Consider the following 19866-nt stretch of genomic DNA (forward strand, 5'->3'; position numbering starts at 1 on the left):
CTCGGCGGGGCGGGGCTGAGCGCCCCGCCGGGTGGGCCGGAGCTTCAGCCGGTGGCGTCGGCGGCGGCGTCCAGCGCCGCGACGTCGATCTTCTTCATGCCCAGCATCGCCGTCATGGCGCGGGCCGCGCGGGCGGGGTCCGGGTCGCGCACCAGCTCGTCCAGCCGCTGGGGGATGACCTGCCAGGACAGCCCGAAGCGATCCTTGAGCCAGCCGCACGGGCCCTCCTCGCCGCCCTCGGAGAGCCGGGACCAGTAGTAGTCGACCTCCTCCTGGTCGGCGCACTCGACGAGGAGCGACAGCGCCTCGTCGAAGGTGAACTCGGGACCGCCGTTGAGGGCGGTGAAGCGCTGGCCGTCGAGCTCGAAGTCGACGGTCATCACGGTGCCGGCGGGCCGCGGACCGGCCTCGCCGTAGTGGCTGACGGTGTGGATCTTGGAGTTGGGGAAGACCGAGCAGTAGAACTCGGCGGCCTCCTCGCCCTCGGTGTCGAACCACAGGTTGGGGGTGATGGCGGGCATGACGTGCTCCTTCGCGTGTCCGGGCCGAGCCGTGCGGCGGGCCCGCCGGGGCCTGCACCGAGTACCGACGGCTTCCGGCCGCGAAACTCATCGCCCCCGCCCCTGTGCTGGGGAGCCCTGAGCGAAGGCGCGGGACCGGCACGCGCGGCCCCGCCCCCGGATCGGGTCTTGTGCGTGGCCGCACAAGCAAGGGCGCCACGTCGGGCGACCAGGGCTTGAGCGCGGTTCGCTAGCACTCGGCCCTGCCCATTGCGAATTTGCATGTCCGGTGCATCTTTTGCTAGCGGAACCCCTTTCGATCAGCGGTAAAGGGTGGAAAAATCACGTGCAGTGACCGTTCGCGGGCTTCGCGTATGAAGATCTTCTCTTCGCGCGTCGCTCGGACGAGTCGCGGGTGTTGAAGATCACAAAGTCGGTCCTGTACCCCGTGTCGCATGTCACAGAGCCCGGGGCATAGGATGCACCCGACTCGGGCTTGTGAACTGCCTCACAATTGCACGACCTCTGCAACCTCCTGGGGCGGGGAGCCGGCTCGCAGCGGACCCCAGCTAGTCATCGGCGACTGGAAGGAGCGAGGTGCGGTGAACGCCTACGTGCCCATCCTCGTGCTCGGAGCCCTAGGCGCGGCCTTCGCGGTGTTCTCCGTGGTGATGGCCTCGATCATCGGTCCGAAGCGCTACAACCGCGCCAAGCTGGAGGCGTACGAGTGCGGCATCGAGCCCACTCCGATGCCGGTCAGCGGCGGACGCTTCCCGGTGAAGTACTACATCACCGCGATGCTCTTCATCGTCTTCGACGTGGAGATCGTCTTCCTCTATCCCTGGGCCGTCCACTTCGACGCCCTGGGGATGTTCGGCCTCGTCCAGATGCTGGTCTTCGTCGGCCTCATCGGCGTCGCCTACGCCTACGACTGGCGCCGGGGTGGTCTGGAGTGGGACTGACCGGCGGATTCCGCGGCCCGGCGGACAAGGGATAGGGGAGCGACATGGGAATCGAGGAGAAGCTGCCGAGCGGCTTCCTGCTGACCACCGTCGAGAAGGCCGCGGGCCTGGCGCGCAAGTCCTCGGTGTTTCCGGCGACGTTCGGGCTGGCCTGCTGCGCCTTCGAGATGATGACGACGGGCGCCGGCCGGTACGACCTGGCCCGCTTCGGCATGGAGGTCTTCCGCGGTTCGCCGCGCCAGGCGGACCTGATGATCGTGGCCGGGCGGGTGAGCCAGAAGATGGCGCCGGTGCTGCGGCAGGTCTACGACCAGATGCCGAACCCCAAGTGGGTCATCTCCATGGGCGTGTGCGCCTCGTCGGGCGGCATGTTCAACAACTACGCGATCGTGCAGGGCGTCGACCACGTCGTGCCCGTGGACATCTACCTGCCCGGCTGTCCGCCGCGGCCCGAGATGCTCCTGGACGCCATCCTCAAGCTGCACGAGAAGATCCGGGACGAGAAGCTCGGCGTCAACCGCGAGCAGGCGGCCCGGGAGGCGGAGGAGGCGGCCCTCAAGGCGCTCCCGACGATCGAGATGAAGGGGCTCCTGCGGTGACGGACGACAAGGGCCGCGAGAAGGACCACAGCCGGCCGGACGCCGAGGAGGAGGCGCCCGAGGCCGCCGAGACGGCCAACGGCACCTCGGTACCGGCGGCCCGCAACGGCGCGGGCGAGACCATCGCCGTCCGCCGCGGCATGTTCGGCGCGAACAACGGCGGCGACACCTCGGGCTACGGCGGCCTCGTGCGCACCGTGCGCCTGCCCGGCGCCTCCAGCCGCCCCTACGGCTCCTACTTCGACGAGGTGGCCGACGAACTCGAGGGCGCGCTCGACGAGCAGGGGCTCGTGCCCGAGAACGTGATCGCCAGGACGGTCGTGGACCGCGGCGAGATCACGTTCCACATCGAGCGCGAGTACCTGAGGGAGGTCTGCCGCATCCTGCGGGACGACCCGGCACTGCGCTTCGAGCAGTGCTCCGGCGTGAGCGGGGTGCACTACCCCGGCGACACGGGGCGCGAGCTGCACGCGGTGTACCACCTGCGCTCGCTCACCCACGGCAACCGGCTGATCCGGCTGGAGGTCGCCGTACCGGAGAGCGACCCGCACGTGCCGTCCGTCGTCGAGGTCTACCCGACGAACGACTGGCACGAGCGCGAGACCTACGACTTCTTCGGCATCGTCTTCGACGGCCATCCCGCCCTCACGCGGATCATGATGCCGGACGACTGGCAGGGCCACCCCCAGCGCAAGGACTACCCGCTCGGTGGCATTCCCGTCGAGTACAAGGGCGCCCAGATCCCGGCGCCGGACCAGCGGAGGTCGTACAGCTAATGAGCAGCATTCCGCAGGCCACACAGATGGGAGGTGCGAACCGGTGAGCGAGGTCAGCCTGGGCATGCCGCAGTTGCCCGCCCCCGACTACCCCGCCGACGTGCGTGCCCGGCTCGCCGCCGACGCCGGGGAGATCATCGGCCGCTACCCGGACAGCCGCAGCGCGCTGCTGCCGCTGCTGCACCTGGTGCAGTCCGAGGAAGGCCATGTGACGCAGACCGGCATGCGGTTCTGCGCCGAGCAGCTCGGCCTGACGACCGCCGAGGTCACCGCCGTCGCGACCTTCTACTCCATGTACCGGCGCAAGCCGAGCGGCGACTACCAGGTCGGCGTGTGCACCAACACCCTGTGCGCGGTGCTCGGCGGCGACGCGATCTTCGCCGCCCTCCAGGACCACCTGGGCGTCGGCAACGGGGAGACGACGGAGGACGGCGCCGTCACGCTGGAGCACATCGAGTGCAACGCCGCCTGCGACTTCGCCCCCGTGGTGATGGTCAACTGGGAGTTCTTCGACAACCAGACGGTCGAGTCCGCCACGGAGCTCGTCGACGACCTGCGCGCCGGGCGTGAGGTGCGGCCCACGCGCGGTGCGCCGCTGTGCACGTTCAAGCAGACGGCGCGCATGCTGGCCGGCTTCCCCGACGAGCGCCCCGGCGCCACCGAAGCCACCGGCGGCGCGGGCCCCGCCTCGCTGGCCGGGCTCCGGCTGGCCAAGGGCGAGGCGCCCACCGGTCGCGTGGTCGGCCCGCGCGCCGAGCCGCCGGCCCGCTCGACCGCCGGCCCGCGCGGCGGCCACCCCAGCTCGCACGACGCGCCGCAGCAGACGGCCGCCTCCGACCCGGCCCACTCCGCCGGGCCCGTCGAGGGGGACCGCGGGACGGACCAGCACGAGGAGGACGGGCGATGACGACGACCGAATCCGCCGAGAAGCTGCTCTCCCCGGTCCTGTCCGCCTTCTGGGACGCGCCCGAGCCCTGGACGCTGGACACCTACCGGCGGCACGACGGCTACCAGGGTCTGCGCAAGGCGCTGGCCATGGACCCGGACGACCTGATCGCCTACGTCAAGGACGCGGGCCTGCGCGGCCGCGGCGGCGCCGGGTTCCCGACGGGCATGAAGTGGCAGTTCATCCCGCAGGGCGACGACAAGCCGCACTACCTCGTGGTCAACGCCGACGAGTCGGAGCCGGGCACCTGCAAGGACATCCCGCTCCTCTACGCGAACCCGCACGCCCTCATCGAGGGCATCGTCATCGCCTGCCATGCGATCCGCTCCGCGCACGCGTTCATCTACCTGCGCGGTGAAGTCGTCCCCGTCCTGCGGCGGTTGCACGCAGCCGTGGCCGAGGCGTACGCCGCCGGATACCTCGGCAAGGACGCGCTCGGGCCCGGCAAGGACCTCAAACTCACCGTGCACGCGGGCGCCGGCGCCTACATCTGCGGTGAGGAGACGGCCCTGCTCGACTCCCTGGAGGGGCGCCGCGGCCAGCCCCGGCTGCGCCCGCCCTTCCCGGCCGTCGCGGGTCTGTACGCCTGCCCCACCGTGGTGAACAACGTCGAGTCCATCGCCTCGGTTCCCGCGATCCTGGCCAGGGGCAAGGACTGGTTCCGCTCGATGGGCAGCGAGAAGTCCCCGGGCTTCACGCTCTACTCGCTCTCCGGGCACGTCGCGAACCCCGGTCAGTACGAGGGCCCGATGGGCGTCACGCTGCGTCAGCTCCTCGACCTCAGCGGCGGGATGCGCCCGGGCCACCGGCTCAAGTTCTGGACGCCGGGCGGCTCCTCGACGCCGCTGCTGACCGACGAGCACCTGGACGTCCCCCTCGACTACGAGAGCGTCAGCGCCGCCGGTTCCCTGCTCGGCACCAAGGCCCTCCAGTGCTTCGACGAGACGACGTGCGTCGTGCGCGCCGTCACCCGCTGGACCGAGTTCTACGCCCACGAGTCCTGCGGCAAGTGCACGCCCTGCCGCGAGGGCACGTACTGGCTCGTCCAGCTCATGCGGGACATCGAGGCGGGCAAGGCCACGATGGCCGACCTCGACAAGATCCACGACATCGCCGACAACATCGACGGCAAGTCCTTCTGCGCCCTGGGCGACGGCGCGGCCGCCCCGATCTTCTCCTCGCTGAAGTTCTTCCGCGAGGAATACGAGCAGCACGTCACCGGACGCGGCTGCCCCTTCGACCCGGCCAGGTCCACGGTGTGGGCCGACGACGCGGGCCGGGACGACAGCGACGCACACCTGGAGGTGAACGCGTGACCGTGACCACCGACGCCAAGACCTCCGGGGGCGGCGAGGCCGAGCGCCCGCCGGAGGACCTGGTGAGCCTGACGATCGACGGCGCCGAGATCAGCGTGCCGAAGGGCACCCTGGTCATCCGTGCCGCCGAGCAGCTCGGCATCGAGATCCCGCGCTTCTGCGACCACCCGCTCCTCGAGCCGGCGGGGGCCTGCCGCCAGTGCATCGTCGAGGTCGAGGGCCAGCGCAAGCCGATGGCCTCGTGCACCATCACCTGCACCGACGGCATGGTCGTCAAGACGCAGCTCACCTCGCCCGTAGCGGAGAAGGCACAGCGCGGCGTGATGGAGCTGCTGCTCATCAACCACCCGCTGGACTGCCCGGTCTGCGACAAGGGCGGCGAGTGCCCGCTCCAGAACCAGGCCATGTCCGCGGGCAGCGCCGAGAGCCGCTTCGAGGGGCGCAAGCGCACCTTCGAGAAGCCGGTGCCGATCTCCACCCAGGTGCTGCTGGACCGGGAGCGCTGCGTGCTGTGCGCGCGCTGCACCCGCTTCTCGAACCAGATCGCCGGGGACCCGATGATCGAGCTGCTGGAGCGCGGCGCGCTCCAGCAGGTCGGCACCGGCCAGGACGAGCCGTTCCAGTCCTACTTCTCCGGCAACACCATCCAGATCTGCCCGGTGGGCGCGCTGACCTCGGCGGCCTACCGCTTCCGCTCCCGCCCCTTCGACCTGGTCTCCTCGCCGAGCGTGTGCGAGCACTGCGCGGGCGGCTGCGCGACGCGCACCGACCACCGGCGCGGCAAGGTCATGCGCCGCCTCGCGCAGGACGACCCGGAGGTCAACGAGGAGTGGATGTGCGACAAGGGCCGCTTCGGGTTCCGCTACGCGCAGCGCCCCGACCGCCTCGCCACCCCGCTCGTCCGCGACGCCGAGAGCGGTGAGCTGGAGCCGACGAGCTGGCCGCACGCCCTCCAGGTGGCGGCCGAGGGCCTGGCCGGGGCGAAGGGCCGCACCGGCGTGCTGGCCGGCGGCCGGCTCACCGTCGAGGACGCCTACGCCTACGCCAAGTTCGCCCGCGTCGCCCTCGGCACGAACGACGTGGACTTCCGCGCCCGCGTCCACAGCGCCGAGGAGGCCGAGTTCCTGGCCGCCCGGGTCGCCGGACGCGGCGTCGGCCTCGGGGGCACCTCCCGGCCGGAGGCCGGGAGGCCGACGGGCGTGACGTACCGGGCCCTGGAGGCGGCACCGGCCGTGCTGCTGGTCGGCCTGGAGGCGGAGGAGGAGGCGCCCGGCGTCTTCCTGCGGCTGCGCAAGGCGAACCGGAAGTCCGGCCAGCGCACCTTCGCCGTCGCCTCGCACGCCACCCGGGGCCTGACGAAGGCGGGCGGCACGCTGCTGCCCGCCGCGCCGGGCACCGAGCCGGAGTGGCTGGACGCCCTCGCGGGCGGGGTCGGCCTGGACTCCACCGGGGAGCGGGCGGCCGAGGCGCTGCGCGCCGAGGGCGCCGTCATCCTCGTGGGCGAGCGGCTGGCCGGGGTGCCGGGCGCGCTGACGGCCGCGGTGCGGGCCGCCACGGCGACCGGGGCCCGGCTGGTGTGGATGCCGCGCCGCGCGGGCGAGCGCGGCGCGGTCGAGGCCGGGGCGCTGCCGGGGCTGCTGCCCGGCGGGCGTCCGGCGACCGACCCGCGGGCCCGGGAGGAGACGGCCGCGGTCTGGGGCGTCGCCGAGCTGCCCCGCGCGGCCGGCCGGGACACCGGTCAGATCGTGGAGGCCGCCGCGAACGGCGAGCTGGCCGCCCTGGTCGTCGGCGGGGTCGAGGTCGGCGATCTGCCGGACCCGGCCCGGGCGGTCGAGGCGCTGGACGCCGTCGGCTTCCTGGTGAGCCTGGAGCAGCGGCCGAGCGAGGTCACGGCCCGGGCGGACGTCGTCCTGCCGGTGTCGGCCGTGGTGGAGAAGTCCGGCACGTTCCTCAACTGGGAGGGCCGCGAGCGGCCCTTCGAGGCGGCGATCAAGCCCGACCAGATGACGCGGCGCTTCGTCTTCCCCGACGCCCGCGCGCTCACCATGCTCGCGGACGCCCTCGACGTCCACCTCGGCCTGCCCGATGTGCGCACCATCCGCGCCGAGTTGGCGCGGCTGGGGCCCTGGGAGGGTGAACGGACCGCCGATCCGGTCCAGTCCGGGCGGCCGCTGCCGACCGCGGGCGCCGGGGAGGCGGTGCTCGCCGGTCACCGGATGCTGCTGGACCGGGGCCGCATGCAGGAGGGCGACGAGGCGCTGGCCGGTACCCGGCACCCCGCCCCGGCCCGGCTGTCGGCGGCCACCGCCACGGAGGTCGGCGTCGCGGACGGGGACCTTCTGACCGTCACGGGTCCGACCGGGTCGGTGACGCTGCCGCTGGCCGTCACCCCGATGCCGGACCGGGTGGTCTGGCTGCCGCTCAACTCCACCGGCGGCGGGGTCGTGTCGGACACCGGCGCCCGGCCCGGCGAGCTGGTCGGGATCGGCGCGGCCGGTGCCGCGGACGCCGACGGCGCGCCCGGTGCCGACGGAGGAGCCGACACGGAATCACCGGAGGTGCAGTCGTGACCGCCATCCCGTCAGGGCAGCCGGGCCCCTCGGGCCTGCCCGGGTCGCTGCTGGCCGCGGAGGACCTGTCCATGTTCGGGCAGGACCCGTTCTGGCTGATCGCGCTCAAGGCCGTGTTCTGCTTCGCCTTCCTGATGCTGACGGTGCTGATCTCCATCGTCATGGAGCGCAAGGTCATCGCCTGGATGCAGCGGCGCATCGGCCCGAACCGGCACGGTCCCTGGGGGCTGCTCCAGTCGCTCGCCGACGGCGTCAAGCTGATGCTGAAGGAGGACGTCGTCGTCAAGGGCGCGGACAAGTTCGTCTACGTCCTGGCGCCGGTCCTCGCCGCCATCCCGGCGTTCATGGCCATCGCCGTGATCCCCTTCGGCCCCGCGGGCAACGAGGTGTCCATCTTCGGCACCCGCACCGCTATGCAGCTCACCGACCTTCCGGTGGCCATCCTGTTCATCCTGGCCACCGCCTCGATCGCCGCCTACGGCACGGTGCTCGCGGGCTGGTCGTCCGGCTCCACCTACCCGCTGCTCGGCGGGGTGCGGGCCACGGCCCAGATCATCAGCTACGAGGTCGCGATGGGCCTCAGCTTCGCCGCCGTGTTCCTCTACTCCGGCTCCATGTCCACCTCGACGATCGTCGGCGCCCAGGCCGACACGTGGTTCGGCGTGCTGCTGCCGGTGTCGTTCGTCATCTACGCCGTCTCCATGGTCGGCGAGGCGCACCGGCACCCGTTCGACATGCCGGAGTCCGAGGGCGATCTGGTGGCCGGGTTCAGCACCGAGTACTCGTCGATCAAGTTCGCGCTGTTCATGCTCTCCGAGTACATCCACATGGTCACGGTCTCGGCGCTGGCCGTCACCCTGTTCCTCGGCGGGTGGCGGGCCCCGGCACCGATCTCCACCTGGTGGGAGGGCGCCAACCACGGCTGGTGGCCGATGCTGTGGTTCACCGCCAAGCTGCTCATGCTCATGTTCTGCTTCGTGTGGCTGCGCGGCACCCTGCCCCGCGTCCGCTACGACCAGTTCATGAAGCTGGGCTGGAAGGTCCTCATCCCCGTCTCGCTGGTGTGGCTGATGCTCGTCGCCACCGTGCGGGCCCTGCGCAACGAGGGCTACGACTTCGGCGAGATCGTCCTGTGGGTGTCCGGCGCGATCCTCGTGATGCTGCTCGTGTCCTTCGTCGTGGACGTCTTCCGCGACCGCGGGGAGAAGCGGGAGGCGGCGATCGCGGCCCGCGAGGCGGGCAAGCGGAAGGACACGTTCGATCCCATGGCGGGCGGCTACCCGGTGCCGCCGCTTCCCGGCCAGACCCTGCCCCCCGTGCCCCGGCGCGCCCCACGCCACCAGCGCGACAAGGCGACCGTCGGCGCGGGTGCCGCGGACGCGGGCGGGGCCGACAGCGAGAGCAAGGAGTCCGACGATGCCTAACCCCCTGGACCCGGTGGCCGGCTTCGGCGTGACCTTCAAGGCCATGTTCCAGCGCCGGCTGACCGAGCAGTACCCCGAGTACAAGAAGCAGACGGCGCCGCGCTTCCACGGACGCCACCAGCTCAACCGGCACCCGGACGGGCTGGAGAAGTGCATCGGCTGCGAGCTGTGCGCCTGGGCCTGCCCGGCCGACGCCATCTACGTCGAGGGCGCGGACAACACCGAGGAGGAGCGCTACTCGCCCGGTGAGCGCTACGGCCGCGTCTACCAGATCAACTACCTGCGCTGCATCCTGTGCGGGCTGTGCGTCGAGGCGTGCCCGACGCGCGCCCTGACCATGACCAACGAGTACGAACTGGCCGACCGCAGCCGCGAGTCCCTCATCTACACCAAGGAGGAGCTGCTCGTCGGGCTGACGGAGGGCATGGTCGACTCGCCGCACGCCATCTACCCCGGCATGACGGAGAAGGACTACTACCGGGGCCTGGTCACCGAGGCCGCCGACGGCACCGTCCAGCAGCCGGTCACCGACACCGGGACGCCGCAGTCCTCGGCCGACACCTTCGGTCCGGACGAGCCGGCCGCCGCCGGGGCCGCGCCCGACGCCACCACGGCGCCCGGCGAGGCCACCGAAGGGGTGAAGCACCAGTGAGCACCGCAGCGAGCCTGCTGGCCGCCGAGACCTCCTCCGGCGAGGCCGTCCAGTTCTACGTGCTCGGCGCCCTCGCCGTCTCCGGCGCGCTCGGCACCGTCCTGCTGCGGCGGGCCGTGCACGCGGCGCTCTGCCTGGCCGGGACGATGATCATCCTCGCGCTGTTCTACCTGGCCAACGGCGCCTACTTCCTCGGCGTCGTGCAGATCGTCGTCTACACCGGCGCGGTCATGATGCTGTTCCTGTTCGTGCTGATGCTCGTCGGCCGCACCACCGCCGACTCGCTCAAGGAGACGATCAAGGGGCAGCGCTGGCTGGCCGCGGGCTGCGCGCTCGGCCTGGCCATGCTGCTGATCGGCGGCATCGGACAGGCCGCCCTCGGCAGTGAGTCGTTCGTCGGGACGGGCGCCGCCAACGCCGAGTTCGGCGGCAACGTCCCCGGCATCGCCGAGCGGCTGTTCACCGAGTACGTCGTCGCCTTCGAGGTCACCGGCGCGCTGCTGACCATCGCGGCGGTCGGCGCCACCCTGCTCACGCACCGCGAGCGCGTCGAGACGGCCAAGACCCAGCGCGACCAGGCCACCGAGCGGGTGAGGCTCGGCACGCACGTCCCGCCGCTCCCCGCGCCGGGTGTGTACGCACGGCACAACGCGGTGGACCGGCCGGGCCTGCTGCCCGACGGCACCCCGTCCGAACTGACGGTCAGCGAGACCCTCCGCAAGCGGGGCCAGGTCCGCGAGGTCAGCCGGGAGCGGCTGGCCGAGATCGCCGCCATCGACCAGCGCACCGCCGACTACCACGGCCGCGGTGAGGAGGCCCGCCAGTGAACCCCGCCAACTACCTCTACCTGGCCGCGCTGCTGTTCACGATCGGGGCCACCGGGGTCCTGATCCGGCGCAACGCGATCATCGTGTTCATGGGCATCGAGCTGATGCTCAACGCGGCCAACCTCGCGCTGGTCGCCTTCTCCCGGATGCACGGCAACCTCGACGGCCAGATCATGGCGTTCTTCGTCATGGTCGTCGCCGCGGCCGAGGTCGTCGTGGGACTGGCGATCATCGTGACGCTCTACCGCTCCCGTCACTCGGCCTCGGTCGACGACGCCAGCCTGATGAAGCTGTAAGGGGTACGTACCAGTGGATTCCTTGATCGGACTGCTCGTCGCGGCGCCCCTGCTCGGCGCGGCCGTCCTGCTGTGCGGCGGGCGCAGGCTGGACCGCTCCGGGCCCTGGCTGGGCACCGTGCTGGCGGCGGTCTCCTTCGTCATCGGCGCGGTGCTCTTCTTCGACATGCTCGGCCGCGACGGCGAGGAACGGGCCCTGCACCAGCACCTGTACTCCTGGGTGCCGGTGGAGGGCTTCCAGGCCGACGTCGCCTTCCAGCTCGACCAGCTCTCCATGACGTTCGTCCTGCTGATCACCGGGGTCGGGTCGCTGATCCACCTCTACTCGATCGGCTACATGGAGCACGACGAGCGCCGCCGCCGCTTCTTCGGCTACCTCAACCTGTTCCTCGCGGCGATGCTGCTGCTCGTCCTCGCCGACAACTACCTGCTGCTGTACGTCGGCTGGGAGGGAGTGGGCCTCGCCTCGTTCCTGCTCATCGGCTTCTGGCAGCACAAGCCCAGCGCGGCGGCGGCGGCGAAGAAGGCCTTCCTCGTCAACCGCGTCGGCGACGCGGGCCTGGCCATCGCCATCTTCCTGATGTTCACCACGTTCGGCACCTTCGCCTTCACCCCGGTGCTGGGCAGCGCCGACGCGGCGAGCGAGGCGACGCTGACCGGCATCGGGCTGATGCTGCTGCTCGCGGCCTGCGGCAAGTCGGCCCAGGTGCCGCTGCAGTCCTGGCTCGGGGACGCGATGGAGGGCCCCACCCCCGTCTCGGCCCTCATCCACGCGGCGACGATGGTCACGGCCGGCGTCTACCTCATCACCCGCTCCGGGGCCGTCTTCGACGGCGCGCCCGCCGCCCAGACCGCCGTCGTCACCGTCGGCGCCGTCACGCTCCTCTTCGGTGCGATCGTCGGTTGCGCCAAGGACGACATCAAGAAGGCGCTGGCCGGCTCGACCATGTCGCAGATCGGCTACATGGTGCTCGCCGCGGGCCTCGGCCCCATCGGCTACGCCTTCGCGATCATGCACCTGGTCACCCACGGCTTCTTCAAGGCGGGGCTGTTCCTCGGCGCCGGCTCGGTCATGCACGGCATGAACGACGAGGTGGACATGCGCAAGTACGGCGGGCTGCGCCGCTACATGCCGGTCACGTTCGTCACCTTCGGCCTCGGCTACCTCGCCATCATCGGCTTCCCCGGGCTCTCCGGCTTCTTCTCCAAGGACGCCATCATCGAGGCGGCCTTCGCCAAGGGCGGCACCCAGGGCTGGATCCTCGGCTCGGTGACGCTGCTGGGCGCGGCCATCACCGCGTACTACATGACGCGGGTGATGATCCTGACGTTCTTCGGCGAGAAGCGCTGGCAGCCCGACGCGGAGGGCAACGAGCCGCACCCGCACGAGTCCCCGCGCTCGATGACGCTCCCGATGATCGTGCTGGCCTTCGGCTCCGTCTTCGCCGGCGGCCTGTTCAAGGTGGGTGACTCCTTCGTCAACTGGCTGGAGCCGGTGACGTCGTACGAACACGGCCACCCGCCGATCAGCGTCCCCGTCATCACCACGGCGACGGTCACGATGCTGCTCGTCGGCGTCGGCGTCGCCTGGGCCCAGTACGGCCGCAAGCCGGTGCCCGTCACCGCGCCGCGCGGTTCGCTGATCACCCGGGCGGCCCGCCGCGACCTGCTCCAGGACGACTTCAACCACGCCGTGTTCGTGACCGGCGGGCAGCACCTCACCCGCAGCCTGGTCTACGTGGACCACAAGCTGGTGGACGGCGCCGTCAACGGGACGGCGGCCGGCTTCGGCGGGCTCTCCGGCCGGATGCGCAAGATCCAGAACGGCTTCGCCCGCTCCTACGCGGTGTCGATGTTCGGCGGTGCGGCCGTGCTGGTCGCAGCCACCCTGCTGATGAGGGCGGTCTGATCCATGTCTGATTACTCCTTCCCGCTGCTGACGGCCACGGCCGTGCTCCCCGCACTGGGCGCCGTCGCCACCGCGGCCGTACCCGCCGCCCGGCGCACGGCCGCCAAGTGGCTGGCGCTCGTGGTCTCGCTCGGCACCCTGGTGCTGGCGGGCTGGGTGCTGGCCGCCTTCGACACCGGCGGCGACCGCTACCAGCTCACCGAGTCCTACGCGTGGATCGAGGACTTCGGCGTCCGCTACGAGGTCGGCGTCGACGGCATCGCCGCCGCCCTCATCGCCCTGACGGCGCTGCTGATCCCGTTCATCATCGCGGCGGGCTGGCACGACGCCGACGTCCCCGAGGAGGACGGCCCGAACCGGCGCTGGCGGCCCACCCAGGGCTTCTTCGCGCTGATCCTCATGGTCGAGGCGATGGTGATCGTCGCCTTCTCCGCGACGGACGTGTTCGTCTTCTACATCTTCTTCGAGGCCATGCTCATCCCGATGTACTTCCTCATCGGGGGCTTCGGGGACCGTGCGCACGCGGCCGGAGAGGCGGAGGGCGCCAAGCAGCGCTCCTACGCGGCGGTGAAGTTCCTCCTCTACAACCTGGCCGGCGGGCTCATCATGCTGGCCGCCGTCGTCGGGCTGTACGCCGTCACCGCCGACCAGCTCCCCGCGGGCACCTTCTCGCTCCAGCAGATCGCCGAGGCCCGCGCCTCCGGCGAGCTGGAGATGGCCACCAACACCGAACGCCTGCTGTTCCTCGGCTTCTTCCTCGCCTTCGCCGTCAAGGCGCCGCTGTGGCCGCTGCACACCTGGCTGCCCAACGCCATGGCCGAGTCCACGGCCCCGGTGGCCGTGCTCATCACGGCCGTCGTCGACAAGGTCGGCACCTTCGCGATGCTGCGCTTCTGCCTCGGGCTGTTCCCCGAGGCCAGCAGCTGGGCCACGCCCGTCGTCGTCGTGCTGGCGCTCGTCAGCATCGTCTACGGGGCGCTGCTCGCCGTCGGCCAGCGGGACATCAAGCGGCTGGTGGCCTACGCGTCCGTCTCGCACTTCGGGTTCATCATCCTCGGCATCTTCGCCATGACGACCCAGGGCCAGAGCGGCGCGACGCTGTACATGGTCTTCCACGGCATCTCCACCGCCGCGCTGATGCTCGTCGCCGGGTTCCTCATCTCCCGCCGCGGCTCCCGGCTCATCGCCGACTACGGCGGGGTGCAGAAGGTGGCCCCGGTGCTGGCCGGCACCTTCCTCGTCGGCGGGCTCGCCACCCTCTCGCTTCCCGGCCTCGCGCCGTTCGTCAGCGAGTTCCTCGTCCTCGTCGGCACCTTCAGCCGCTACCCCGTCGCGGGCATCGTGGCGACGGCGGGCATCGTCCTCGCCGCCCTCTACGTGCTGCTGCTCTACCAGCGGACGATGACGGGGCCGGTGGACAAGCCGGAGATCCAGCGGATGCCGGACCTGCGGCCGCGCGAACTGGCCGTCGTGGCCCCGCTGATCGCCCTGCTGATCTTCCTCGGCGTCTTCCCCAAGCCGCTGACCGACATCGTCAACCCGGCGGTCGAGCACACCATGTCCGACGTGCGTGAGACCGACCCGGAGCCGGAACTGCCCGCAGTGGAGGCCGCGGAATGAGCGCGACAACCCTTCCCGGCGCGTCCGCCGCCGAACCCGTCCACAGCCTGTGGACGACGGCGGCCGAGGCGCCCTCGATCGAGTACGCCCAGCTGTCGCCGACACTGATCGTGCTCGGGGCCGCCGTCGTCGGCATCCTCGTCGAGGCCTTCGCCCCGCGCCGCGCGCGCTACGCCATCCAGGTGGCGCTGGCGTCCCTCGGCTTCGCCGCCGCCTTCGCCGCCGTCCTGGCCCTCGCCCTGGACGGGCACGCCACGGACAAGGCCGCCGTCGCCGGCGTCGGCGCCATCGCCGTGGACGGCCCCGCCCTGTTCCTCCAGGGCGTCATCCTGCTCGTCTCGCTCGTCGCCGTCTTCACCTTCGCCGAACGGCGGCTGGAGCCGCGCACGGGCGGCAATCCGGTCGACTCCTTCGCCGCGCAGCCCGCCTCGGTGCCCGGCGGCGAGGGCGAGAAGGCCGCCGTAAAGGCAGGCTGGACGACCACGGAGATCTTCCCGCTGCTGCTCTTCGCGGTCGGCGGCATGCTGATCTTCCCCGCGGCCAACGACCTGCTCACCCTCTTCATCGCGCTGGAGGTCTTCTCCCTCCCGCTGTACCTGCTGTGCGCCCTCGCCCGGCGCCACCGGCTGCTCTCCCAGGAGGCCGCCGTCAAGTACTTCCTGCTGGGCGCGTTCTCCTCGGCGTTCCTGATCTTCGGCATCGCCCTGCTCTACGGCTACGCCGGGACCGTCTCCTACGCCGGGATCGCCCAGGTCGTCGAGGGCACCGTGCCCAGCCCCAGCGTGGCGCTCGCCGCCAGCATGTCCACCGACGCGCTGCTGCTCATCGGCGGCGCCATGGTGATCATGGGCCTGCTGTTCAAGGTGGGCGCGGTGCCCTTCCACATGTGGACGCCCGACGTCTACCAGGGCGCCCCGACCCCCGTCACCGGGTTCATGGCGGCCGCGACCAAGGTGGCCGCGTTCGGCGCACTCCTGCGGCTCCTCTACGTCGTCCTGCCCGGCCTGCGCTGGGACTGGGAGCCCGTCCTGTGGGGCGTGGCCATCATCTCGATGCTGCTCGGCGCGATCGTCGCCATCACCCAGACGGACGTCAAGCGGCTGCTGGCCTACTCCTCCATCGCCCACGCCGGATTCATCCTCGCCGGGGTCATCGCGACCTCACCGGACGGCGTCTCCTCGGTGCTCTTCTACCTGCTCGCCTACTCCTTCGTCACGCTCGGCGCGTTCTCCGTCGTGACGCTGGTGCGGGACGCGGGCGGCGAGGCCACCCACCTGTCCCAGTGGGCCGGGCTCGGGCGGCGCTCACCGCTGGTCGCGGCCGTGTTCGCGGTGTTCCTGCTGGCCTTCGCCGGCATCCCGCTCACCTCCGGGTTCGCGGGCAAGTTCGCGGTGTTCAAGGCCGCGGCGGAGAGCGGTGCGGGCGCCCTCGTCGTCGTCGGCGTCATCGCCTCGGCCATCGCGGCGTTCTTCTACGTCCGCGTCATCGTGCTGATGTTCTTCTCCGAGCCCAGCCCGGAGGGCCCGACGGTGGCCATCCCCAGCGCCTTCACCTCCGTGGCCATCGGCGTCGGCGTCACGGTGACGCTGGTGCTCGGCCTCGCCCCGCAGTACTTCCTCGACCTGGCCGGCCAGGCGGGCGTCTTCGTCCGGTAGGCCCCTGGGGCGACGTTGAGGGCCGGTGTGCACGACGTGCGCACCGGCCCTCAACGCGTCGTACGCCCCGCCAGGGACCCTGCCCGGTGCCGGGGCCGCGCTTGCCGGCGCCGCGCCTTCGCGCGGACCTCCCCAGCGCGTGGGCTAGCCCTGGGGGATCAGGTCCTCCAGGTCCTCCAGGTCGCCCAGGTCCGTCGGCATGTCCTTGGGGGCGTCGGCCACCCGCGCGTAGGTGTCGGTCATGCCGCCGTTCCAGGCGACCTCCAGCTCCTCGCTGTCGACGCGCTCCACCGTGCCGTTCGACCGCTCCTGGCCGCCGCCGTCGGGGCAGGTCAGGTTGATCGTCTGCTTGCCGCCGTCCATCATCCGGCCGCCGCAGTTGACGTTCCCGCGGGTCAGGTTGACGCCGTCGGCGACGATGGTCAGCACGTGGTCCTGACCGTCCGCCTTCGTCTTCCAGATGCCCTGGACGGAGCCCGGCTCCTTCCGCGTCTCCGGGTCGCCGCCGGGGTTCTGGGTCTCCTCGGCGGCCGGCTTCTCGTCGCCGCCGTCACCGCTGCCGCAGCCGGCGACCAGCAGCGTGGCCGCGCAGGCGGCCGCCACCGCCGCGGTCATCCGCAGGGACGTGCGCATGTGCTTCTCCTCGGTGGGGATCGGGTGGCGTCAAGCTAGCAGGGCTCGCCGCCGGTCTTCGTCAGCTCTCGGTCCCGGGCAGGTCGGGCGACTCGGGGAGACCGGGCAGCTCCGTCGGCACGTCCGTCGGCAGCTCCGGCAGGTCCTCCGGGCCGGGGGACCTGCTCAGGACCGTCGTCTCGCCGCCCGCCCACTCGACGGTGAGCTTGCCGTCCGTGAGGCTCCTGACCGTGGCGCCGGCGAAGTCGGTGCTCCCGTCGTCGCAGGCCAGCTTCATCGTCATCGGCCGCGCCGCGCCGTCGACCGTGCCCGAGCAGGCCGACTCGGCCGAGACGGTGACGCTGTTCTCGAAGACGGCCAGGATGACCAGGCCCTCGTCGACGTGCAGCCCCTCCGTCATCCAGCCGCCCTGGATGTCCTCCAGGGTGACGTCGTCGCCCTTCTCCGGCCCGGACGGCGCGTCGCTCGGCTGCGTCGTCCCGGGCGGCGGCGTCTCGCCGCCCGCGTCGTCGTCCCCGCCGTCGCCGCCGCCGCAGCCCGTCAACAGCAGCGCTGCCGCCGCCGCGGCGCAGGCGCCCGCCCAGCGTGCTCTGGTGCGCACAGTGCCTCCCCTCGCCTCGGTGCTCGCCGGCCCCGTCGGCCGATCCGGAAATCGGCCAACGGTACCAACCGGCGATTCGGTTCAGCCCTTGACGACGCGTCCGGCGACCTCGCCGAGGCCGAGGCGACCGCCGTCCGGGCCGGGCGCCCAGGCCGTGAGCACGACCTCGTCCCCGTCCTCCAGGAACGTGCGGGTGCCGTCGGGCAGTTCGACGGGCTCCTCGCCGGACCACGTCAGCTCCAGCAGGCAGCCGCGCTGGTGCTTGTCCGGCCCGCTCACCGTGCCCGACGCGAACAGGTCACCCGGGCGCAGCGAGGCGCCGTTGACCGTCATGTGGGCGAGCTGCTGCGCCGCCGTCCAGTACATCGCGGAGAACGGCGGCTCGGCGATGGTGTGGCCGTTGAGCGTCACCGTGATGCGCAGGTCGAGCCCCGCCGGGTCCTCGGCGTCGTCCACCAGGTAGTCCAGCAGCGGGTGGGTGCGCTCGGGCGGCGCGACCCGGGCGGCGTCCAGCGCCTCCAGCGGCGTGATCCACGCGGAGACGGACGTCGCGAAGGACTTGCCGAGGAACGGGCCGAGCGGCACGTACTCCCACGCCTGGATGTCCCGGGCCGACCAGTCGTTGAGCAGGCACACGCCGAAGACGTGGTCCCGGAACGCGGACTGCGGCACCGGCTCGCCCATCCGGGACGGCGCCCCGACGACGAAGCCGACCTCGGCCTCGATGTCCAGCCGCTGCGTCGGCCCGAACACCGGGCCGTCCGGCGTGCGGCGCTGGCCGTGCGGGCGCACCACCGGGGTGCCGGAGACGACGACGGTCCCGGCCCGGCCGTGGTAGCCGATGGGCAGGTGCTTCCAGTTCGGCGTCAGCGGCTCGCCGTCCGGGCGGAACATCCGCCCGACGTTGGAGGCGTGGTGCTCGCTGGCGTAGAAGTCGACGTAGTCGGCCACCTCGAAGGGCAGGTGCAGCGTCGCCTCCGCCAGCGGAACCGCCGTCAGCTCGGGGCGGGCGTCGCGCACCCACGCCCGGAGCTCGGCCCGGACGGCCGTCCACACCGGGCGGCCCGCCGCGAGCAGCGGATTGAGGGTGGGCGCGGAGAGCAGCTCGGCGTGCGCCGAGCCGAGCGCCCTGGCCGCCGCCCCGGCGTCCAGCACGGTGTCCCCGAGCCGCACCCCGATCCGGCGCCGGTCGGGCTCGTCCGCGGTCGTGAACACGCCGTAGGGCAGGTTGTCCGGGCCGTACAGCCCGCCGGCCGGGGCCGCGGTCGTGGCCGTCTCCGCCGCCGGGGTGTCCGCCGCGGTGTGTGCTGGTGCTTCTGGCATGGAAGGTGCCCTCGCCTTCGAGGTCGTCGCCGGTCAGGACCGGACACAGGCTATCGGGGGGCGTGCCTCACGTGATCCTTATGTGACCGGATACGCTGCGAGGCAGAAACACCGTTCGCGTCCGTACTTCGCAGTAACCCGGCAAGTGGCCAGGTGGAAGATCGTCCGCAGACAGGAGAACCCTCGTGACCGTCGTCGGGCCCTTCGGGCTGACCGTGCGGGACACGGCGTTGGAAGCTGATGTCCTCACCGGGTTGTCCGCCGTCGAGCACGGGCTGAACGAAGCCACGAAGAGTGACGTCCCGTTCGTCAACGAGGCCGCCCAGCACCTCGTGCGGGCCGGGGGGAAGCGCTTCCGTCCGCTGCTGACGCTGCTCGCCGCCCAGTTCGGTGACCAGCACGCCCCCGGCGTCGTCCCCTCCGCCGTCGTCGTCGAGCTGACGCACCTGGCCACGCTGTACCACGACGACGTCATGGACGAGGCCGAGGTGCGGCGCGGCGTCGCGAGCGCCAACGCCAACTGGGACAACTCCGTCGCGGTCCTCACCGGGGACTTCCTCTTCGCCCGCGCCTCCCGCGTGCTGGCCGACCTCGGCCCCGAGGCCGTCCGCATCCAGGCGGAGGCGTTCGAGCGGCTGGTCACCGGTCAGATCCTCGAGACGGCGGGCCCGCAGGCCGGCCAGGACCCCATCGACCACTACCTCGACGTCCTCGCCGGCAAGACGGGCTCCCTCATCGCCGTCGCCACGCGCTTCGGCGGACTGATGTCCGGGGCCGACGAACGCACCGTCTCCGTGCTCACCCAGTACGGCGAGCGCATCGGCATCGCCTTCCAGCTCGCCGACGACGTCCTGGACATCGCCAGCGACAGCGACGAGTCCGGCAAGACCCCCGGCACCGACCTGCGCGAGGGCATCGCCACGCTGCCCGTCCTGCATCTGCGGGCCATGGCCGATCGGGACGGCCGTCCCGAGGACCGCGCCCTCGCCGAGCTGCTCGCCGGGGACCTCACCGACGAGGCCCGGCACGCCGAGGCCCTCGCCGGGCTGCGCGCCCACCCCGCGCTGGAGGCGGCGCGCCGCTACACCATCCGCTCCGCCGAGCAGGCCCGCGAGACGCTCTCGCCCCTGCCGGACGGCTCGGCGAAGGCGGCTCTGTCCACGCTCTGCGACGCCGTGGTCCACCGCGCGGGCTGACCCCCTCGCGGCTCGCGGGCCGGCTCTTCCCGGGGCTCCCCGGCCTGCGGGGCCCGCGTCC

Annotated in this window: 18 protein-coding genes; 14 read left to right on the forward strand and 4 right to left on the reverse strand. The window is 71.9% G+C overall.

Features of this window, described 5'->3' with window-relative positions; all coding sequences use genetic code 11:
• Nucleotides 1-44: 44 nt before the first annotated feature.
• Nucleotides 45-521, reverse strand: a complete 477-nt coding sequence (locus O7609_RS14400; RefSeq protein ID WP_269736548.1) for a VOC family protein — start codon at nucleotides 519-521, stop codon at nucleotides 45-47.
• A gap of 581 nt (nucleotides 522-1102) precedes the next feature.
• Between O7609_RS14400 and O7609_RS14405 the strand changes: the two genes are divergently transcribed.
• The 13 genes from O7609_RS14405 (at nucleotide 1103) to nuoN (ending at nucleotide 16052) form a co-directional block, all read left to right on the forward strand.
• Nucleotides 1103-1462, forward strand: coding sequence for an NADH-quinone oxidoreductase subunit A (locus O7609_RS14405; RefSeq protein ID WP_219094250.1), 360 nt, complete (start codon nucleotides 1103-1105; stop codon nucleotides 1460-1462).
• A gap of 44 nt (nucleotides 1463-1506) precedes the next feature.
• Nucleotides 1507-2061: a NuoB/complex I 20 kDa subunit family protein gene (locus O7609_RS14410; RefSeq protein ID WP_219094248.1), complete on the forward strand. Its 555-nt coding sequence runs from the start codon at nucleotides 1507-1509 to the stop codon at nucleotides 2059-2061.
• The gene (locus tag O7609_RS14415) at nucleotides 2058-2837 is read left to right on the forward strand and encodes an NADH-quinone oxidoreductase subunit C (RefSeq protein ID WP_269736547.1); all 780 of its coding nucleotides are present in this window, start codon (nucleotides 2058-2060) and stop codon (nucleotides 2835-2837) included. The genes O7609_RS14410 and O7609_RS14415 overlap by 4 nt, the downstream gene beginning before the upstream one ends.
• A 64-nt stretch (nucleotides 2838-2901) precedes the next feature.
• Nucleotides 2902-3744, forward strand: coding sequence for an NADH-quinone oxidoreductase subunit NuoE (gene nuoE / locus O7609_RS14420; protein ID WP_269737256.1), 843 nt, complete (start codon nucleotides 2902-2904; stop codon nucleotides 3742-3744).
• Nucleotides 3741-5099 (forward strand): NADH-quinone oxidoreductase subunit NuoF, encoded by a 1359-nt coding sequence (nuoF, locus tag O7609_RS14425; protein WP_269736546.1) that lies wholly within the window; start codon nucleotides 3741-3743, stop codon nucleotides 5097-5099. The genes nuoE and nuoF overlap by 4 nt, the downstream gene beginning before the upstream one ends.
• Nucleotides 5096-7669 carry an NADH-quinone oxidoreductase subunit G gene (locus O7609_RS14430; protein ID WP_269736545.1) on the forward strand — a complete coding sequence of 858 codons (2574 nt, stop codon included), beginning with the start codon at nucleotides 5096-5098 and terminating at the stop codon, nucleotides 7667-7669. The genes nuoF and O7609_RS14430 overlap by 4 nt, the downstream gene beginning before the upstream one ends.
• A complete protein-coding gene (gene nuoH, locus O7609_RS14435; protein WP_443072252.1) occupies nucleotides 7648-9093 on the forward strand; it encodes an NADH-quinone oxidoreductase subunit NuoH in 1446 nt (481 codons plus the stop codon). The genes O7609_RS14430 and nuoH overlap by 22 nt, the downstream gene beginning before the upstream one ends.
• Complete coding sequence (gene nuoI / locus O7609_RS14440; protein WP_269736544.1) at nucleotides 9086-9745, forward strand: NADH-quinone oxidoreductase subunit NuoI; 660 nt, start codon at nucleotides 9086-9088, stop codon at nucleotides 9743-9745. Before nuoH ends, nuoI begins: the two co-directional genes overlap by 8 nt.
• The gene (locus O7609_RS14445; RefSeq protein ID WP_269743673.1) at nucleotides 9742-10572 is read left to right on the forward strand and encodes an NADH-quinone oxidoreductase subunit J; all 831 of its coding nucleotides are present in this window, start codon (nucleotides 9742-9744) and stop codon (nucleotides 10570-10572) included. Before nuoI ends, O7609_RS14445 begins: the two co-directional genes overlap by 4 nt.
• Nucleotides 10569-10868 carry an NADH-quinone oxidoreductase subunit NuoK gene (nuoK, locus tag O7609_RS14450; protein WP_219093572.1) on the forward strand — a complete coding sequence of 100 codons (300 nt, stop codon included), beginning with the start codon at nucleotides 10569-10571 and terminating at the stop codon, nucleotides 10866-10868. Before O7609_RS14445 ends, nuoK begins: the two co-directional genes overlap by 4 nt.
• Nucleotides 10869-10881: 13 nt before the next feature.
• On the forward strand, nucleotides 10882-12777 hold the full coding sequence (nuoL, locus tag O7609_RS14455; protein WP_269736542.1) for an NADH-quinone oxidoreductase subunit L: 1896 nt from the start codon (nucleotides 10882-10884) through the stop codon (nucleotides 12775-12777).
• Between the two features lie 3 nt (nucleotides 12778-12780).
• Complete coding sequence (locus O7609_RS14460; protein ID WP_269736541.1) at nucleotides 12781-14397, forward strand: NADH-quinone oxidoreductase subunit M; 1617 nt, start codon at nucleotides 12781-12783, stop codon at nucleotides 14395-14397.
• Nucleotides 14394-16052 carry an NADH-quinone oxidoreductase subunit NuoN gene (gene nuoN, locus O7609_RS14465; protein ID WP_269736540.1) on the forward strand — a complete coding sequence of 553 codons (1659 nt, stop codon included), beginning with the start codon at nucleotides 14394-14396 and terminating at the stop codon, nucleotides 16050-16052. Before O7609_RS14460 ends, nuoN begins: the two co-directional genes overlap by 4 nt.
• A 144-nt stretch (nucleotides 16053-16196) precedes the next feature.
• Here the strand turns inward: nuoN and O7609_RS14470 are convergent, their stop codons facing one another.
• The 3 genes from O7609_RS14470 to fahA form a co-directional block, all read right to left on the reverse strand.
• Nucleotides 16197-16685, reverse strand: a complete 489-nt coding sequence (locus tag O7609_RS14470) for a hypothetical protein (RefSeq protein WP_269736539.1) — start codon at nucleotides 16683-16685, stop codon at nucleotides 16197-16199.
• Between the two features lie 61 nt (nucleotides 16686-16746).
• Nucleotides 16747-17286: a hypothetical protein gene (locus tag O7609_RS14475; protein ID WP_269736538.1), complete on the reverse strand. Its 540-nt coding sequence runs from the start codon at nucleotides 17284-17286 to the stop codon at nucleotides 16747-16749.
• 81 nt (nucleotides 17287-17367) lie between these two features.
• Entirely contained in the window at nucleotides 17368-18609 is a 1242-nt protein-coding gene (gene fahA, locus O7609_RS14480; RefSeq protein WP_269743674.1) for a fumarylacetoacetase, read from the reverse strand.
• A 185-nt stretch (nucleotides 18610-18794) separates the two neighbouring features.
• Between fahA and O7609_RS14485 the strand changes: the two genes are divergently transcribed.
• Entirely contained in the window at nucleotides 18795-19805 is a 1011-nt protein-coding gene (locus O7609_RS14485) for a polyprenyl synthetase family protein (RefSeq protein ID WP_269736536.1), read from the forward strand.
• The last annotated feature ends 61 nt before the right edge of the window (nucleotides 19806-19866 follow it).

The sequence above is a fragment of the Streptomyces sp. WMMC1477 genome (assembly GCF_027460245.1).
GTDB lineage: Bacteria > Actinomycetota > Actinomycetes > Streptomycetales > Streptomycetaceae > Streptomyces.

Excerpts from the sequence above, each read along its gene's own strand:
- fahA (WP_269743674.1), bottom strand. The coding sequence starts at position 18,609 with ATGCCAGAAGCACCAGCACACACCGCGGCGGACACCCCGGCGGCGGAG.
- O7609_RS14400 (WP_269736548.1), bottom strand. The coding sequence starts at position 521 with ATGCCCGCCATCACCCCCAACCTGTGGTTCGACACCGAGGGCGAGGAG.
- O7609_RS14460 (WP_269736541.1), top strand. The coding sequence starts at position 12,781 with ATGTCTGATTACTCCTTCCCGCTGCTGACGGCCACGGCCGTGCTCCCC.
- O7609_RS14470 (WP_269736539.1), bottom strand. The coding sequence starts at position 16,685 with ATGCGCACGTCCCTGCGGATGACCGCGGCGGTGGCGGCCGCCTGCGCG.
- O7609_RS14410 (WP_219094248.1), top strand. The coding sequence starts at position 1,507 with ATGGGAATCGAGGAGAAGCTGCCGAGCGGCTTCCTGCTGACCACCGTC.
- nuoN (WP_269736540.1), top strand. The coding sequence starts at position 14,394 with ATGAGCGCGACAACCCTTCCCGGCGCGTCCGCCGCCGAACCCGTCCAC.
- nuoE (WP_269737256.1), top strand. The coding sequence starts at position 2,902 with ATGCCGCAGTTGCCCGCCCCCGACTACCCCGCCGACGTGCGTGCCCGG.
- nuoF (WP_269736546.1), top strand. The coding sequence starts at position 3,741 with ATGACGACGACCGAATCCGCCGAGAAGCTGCTCTCCCCGGTCCTGTCC.
- nuoI (WP_269736544.1), top strand. The coding sequence starts at position 9,086 with ATGCCTAACCCCCTGGACCCGGTGGCCGGCTTCGGCGTGACCTTCAAG.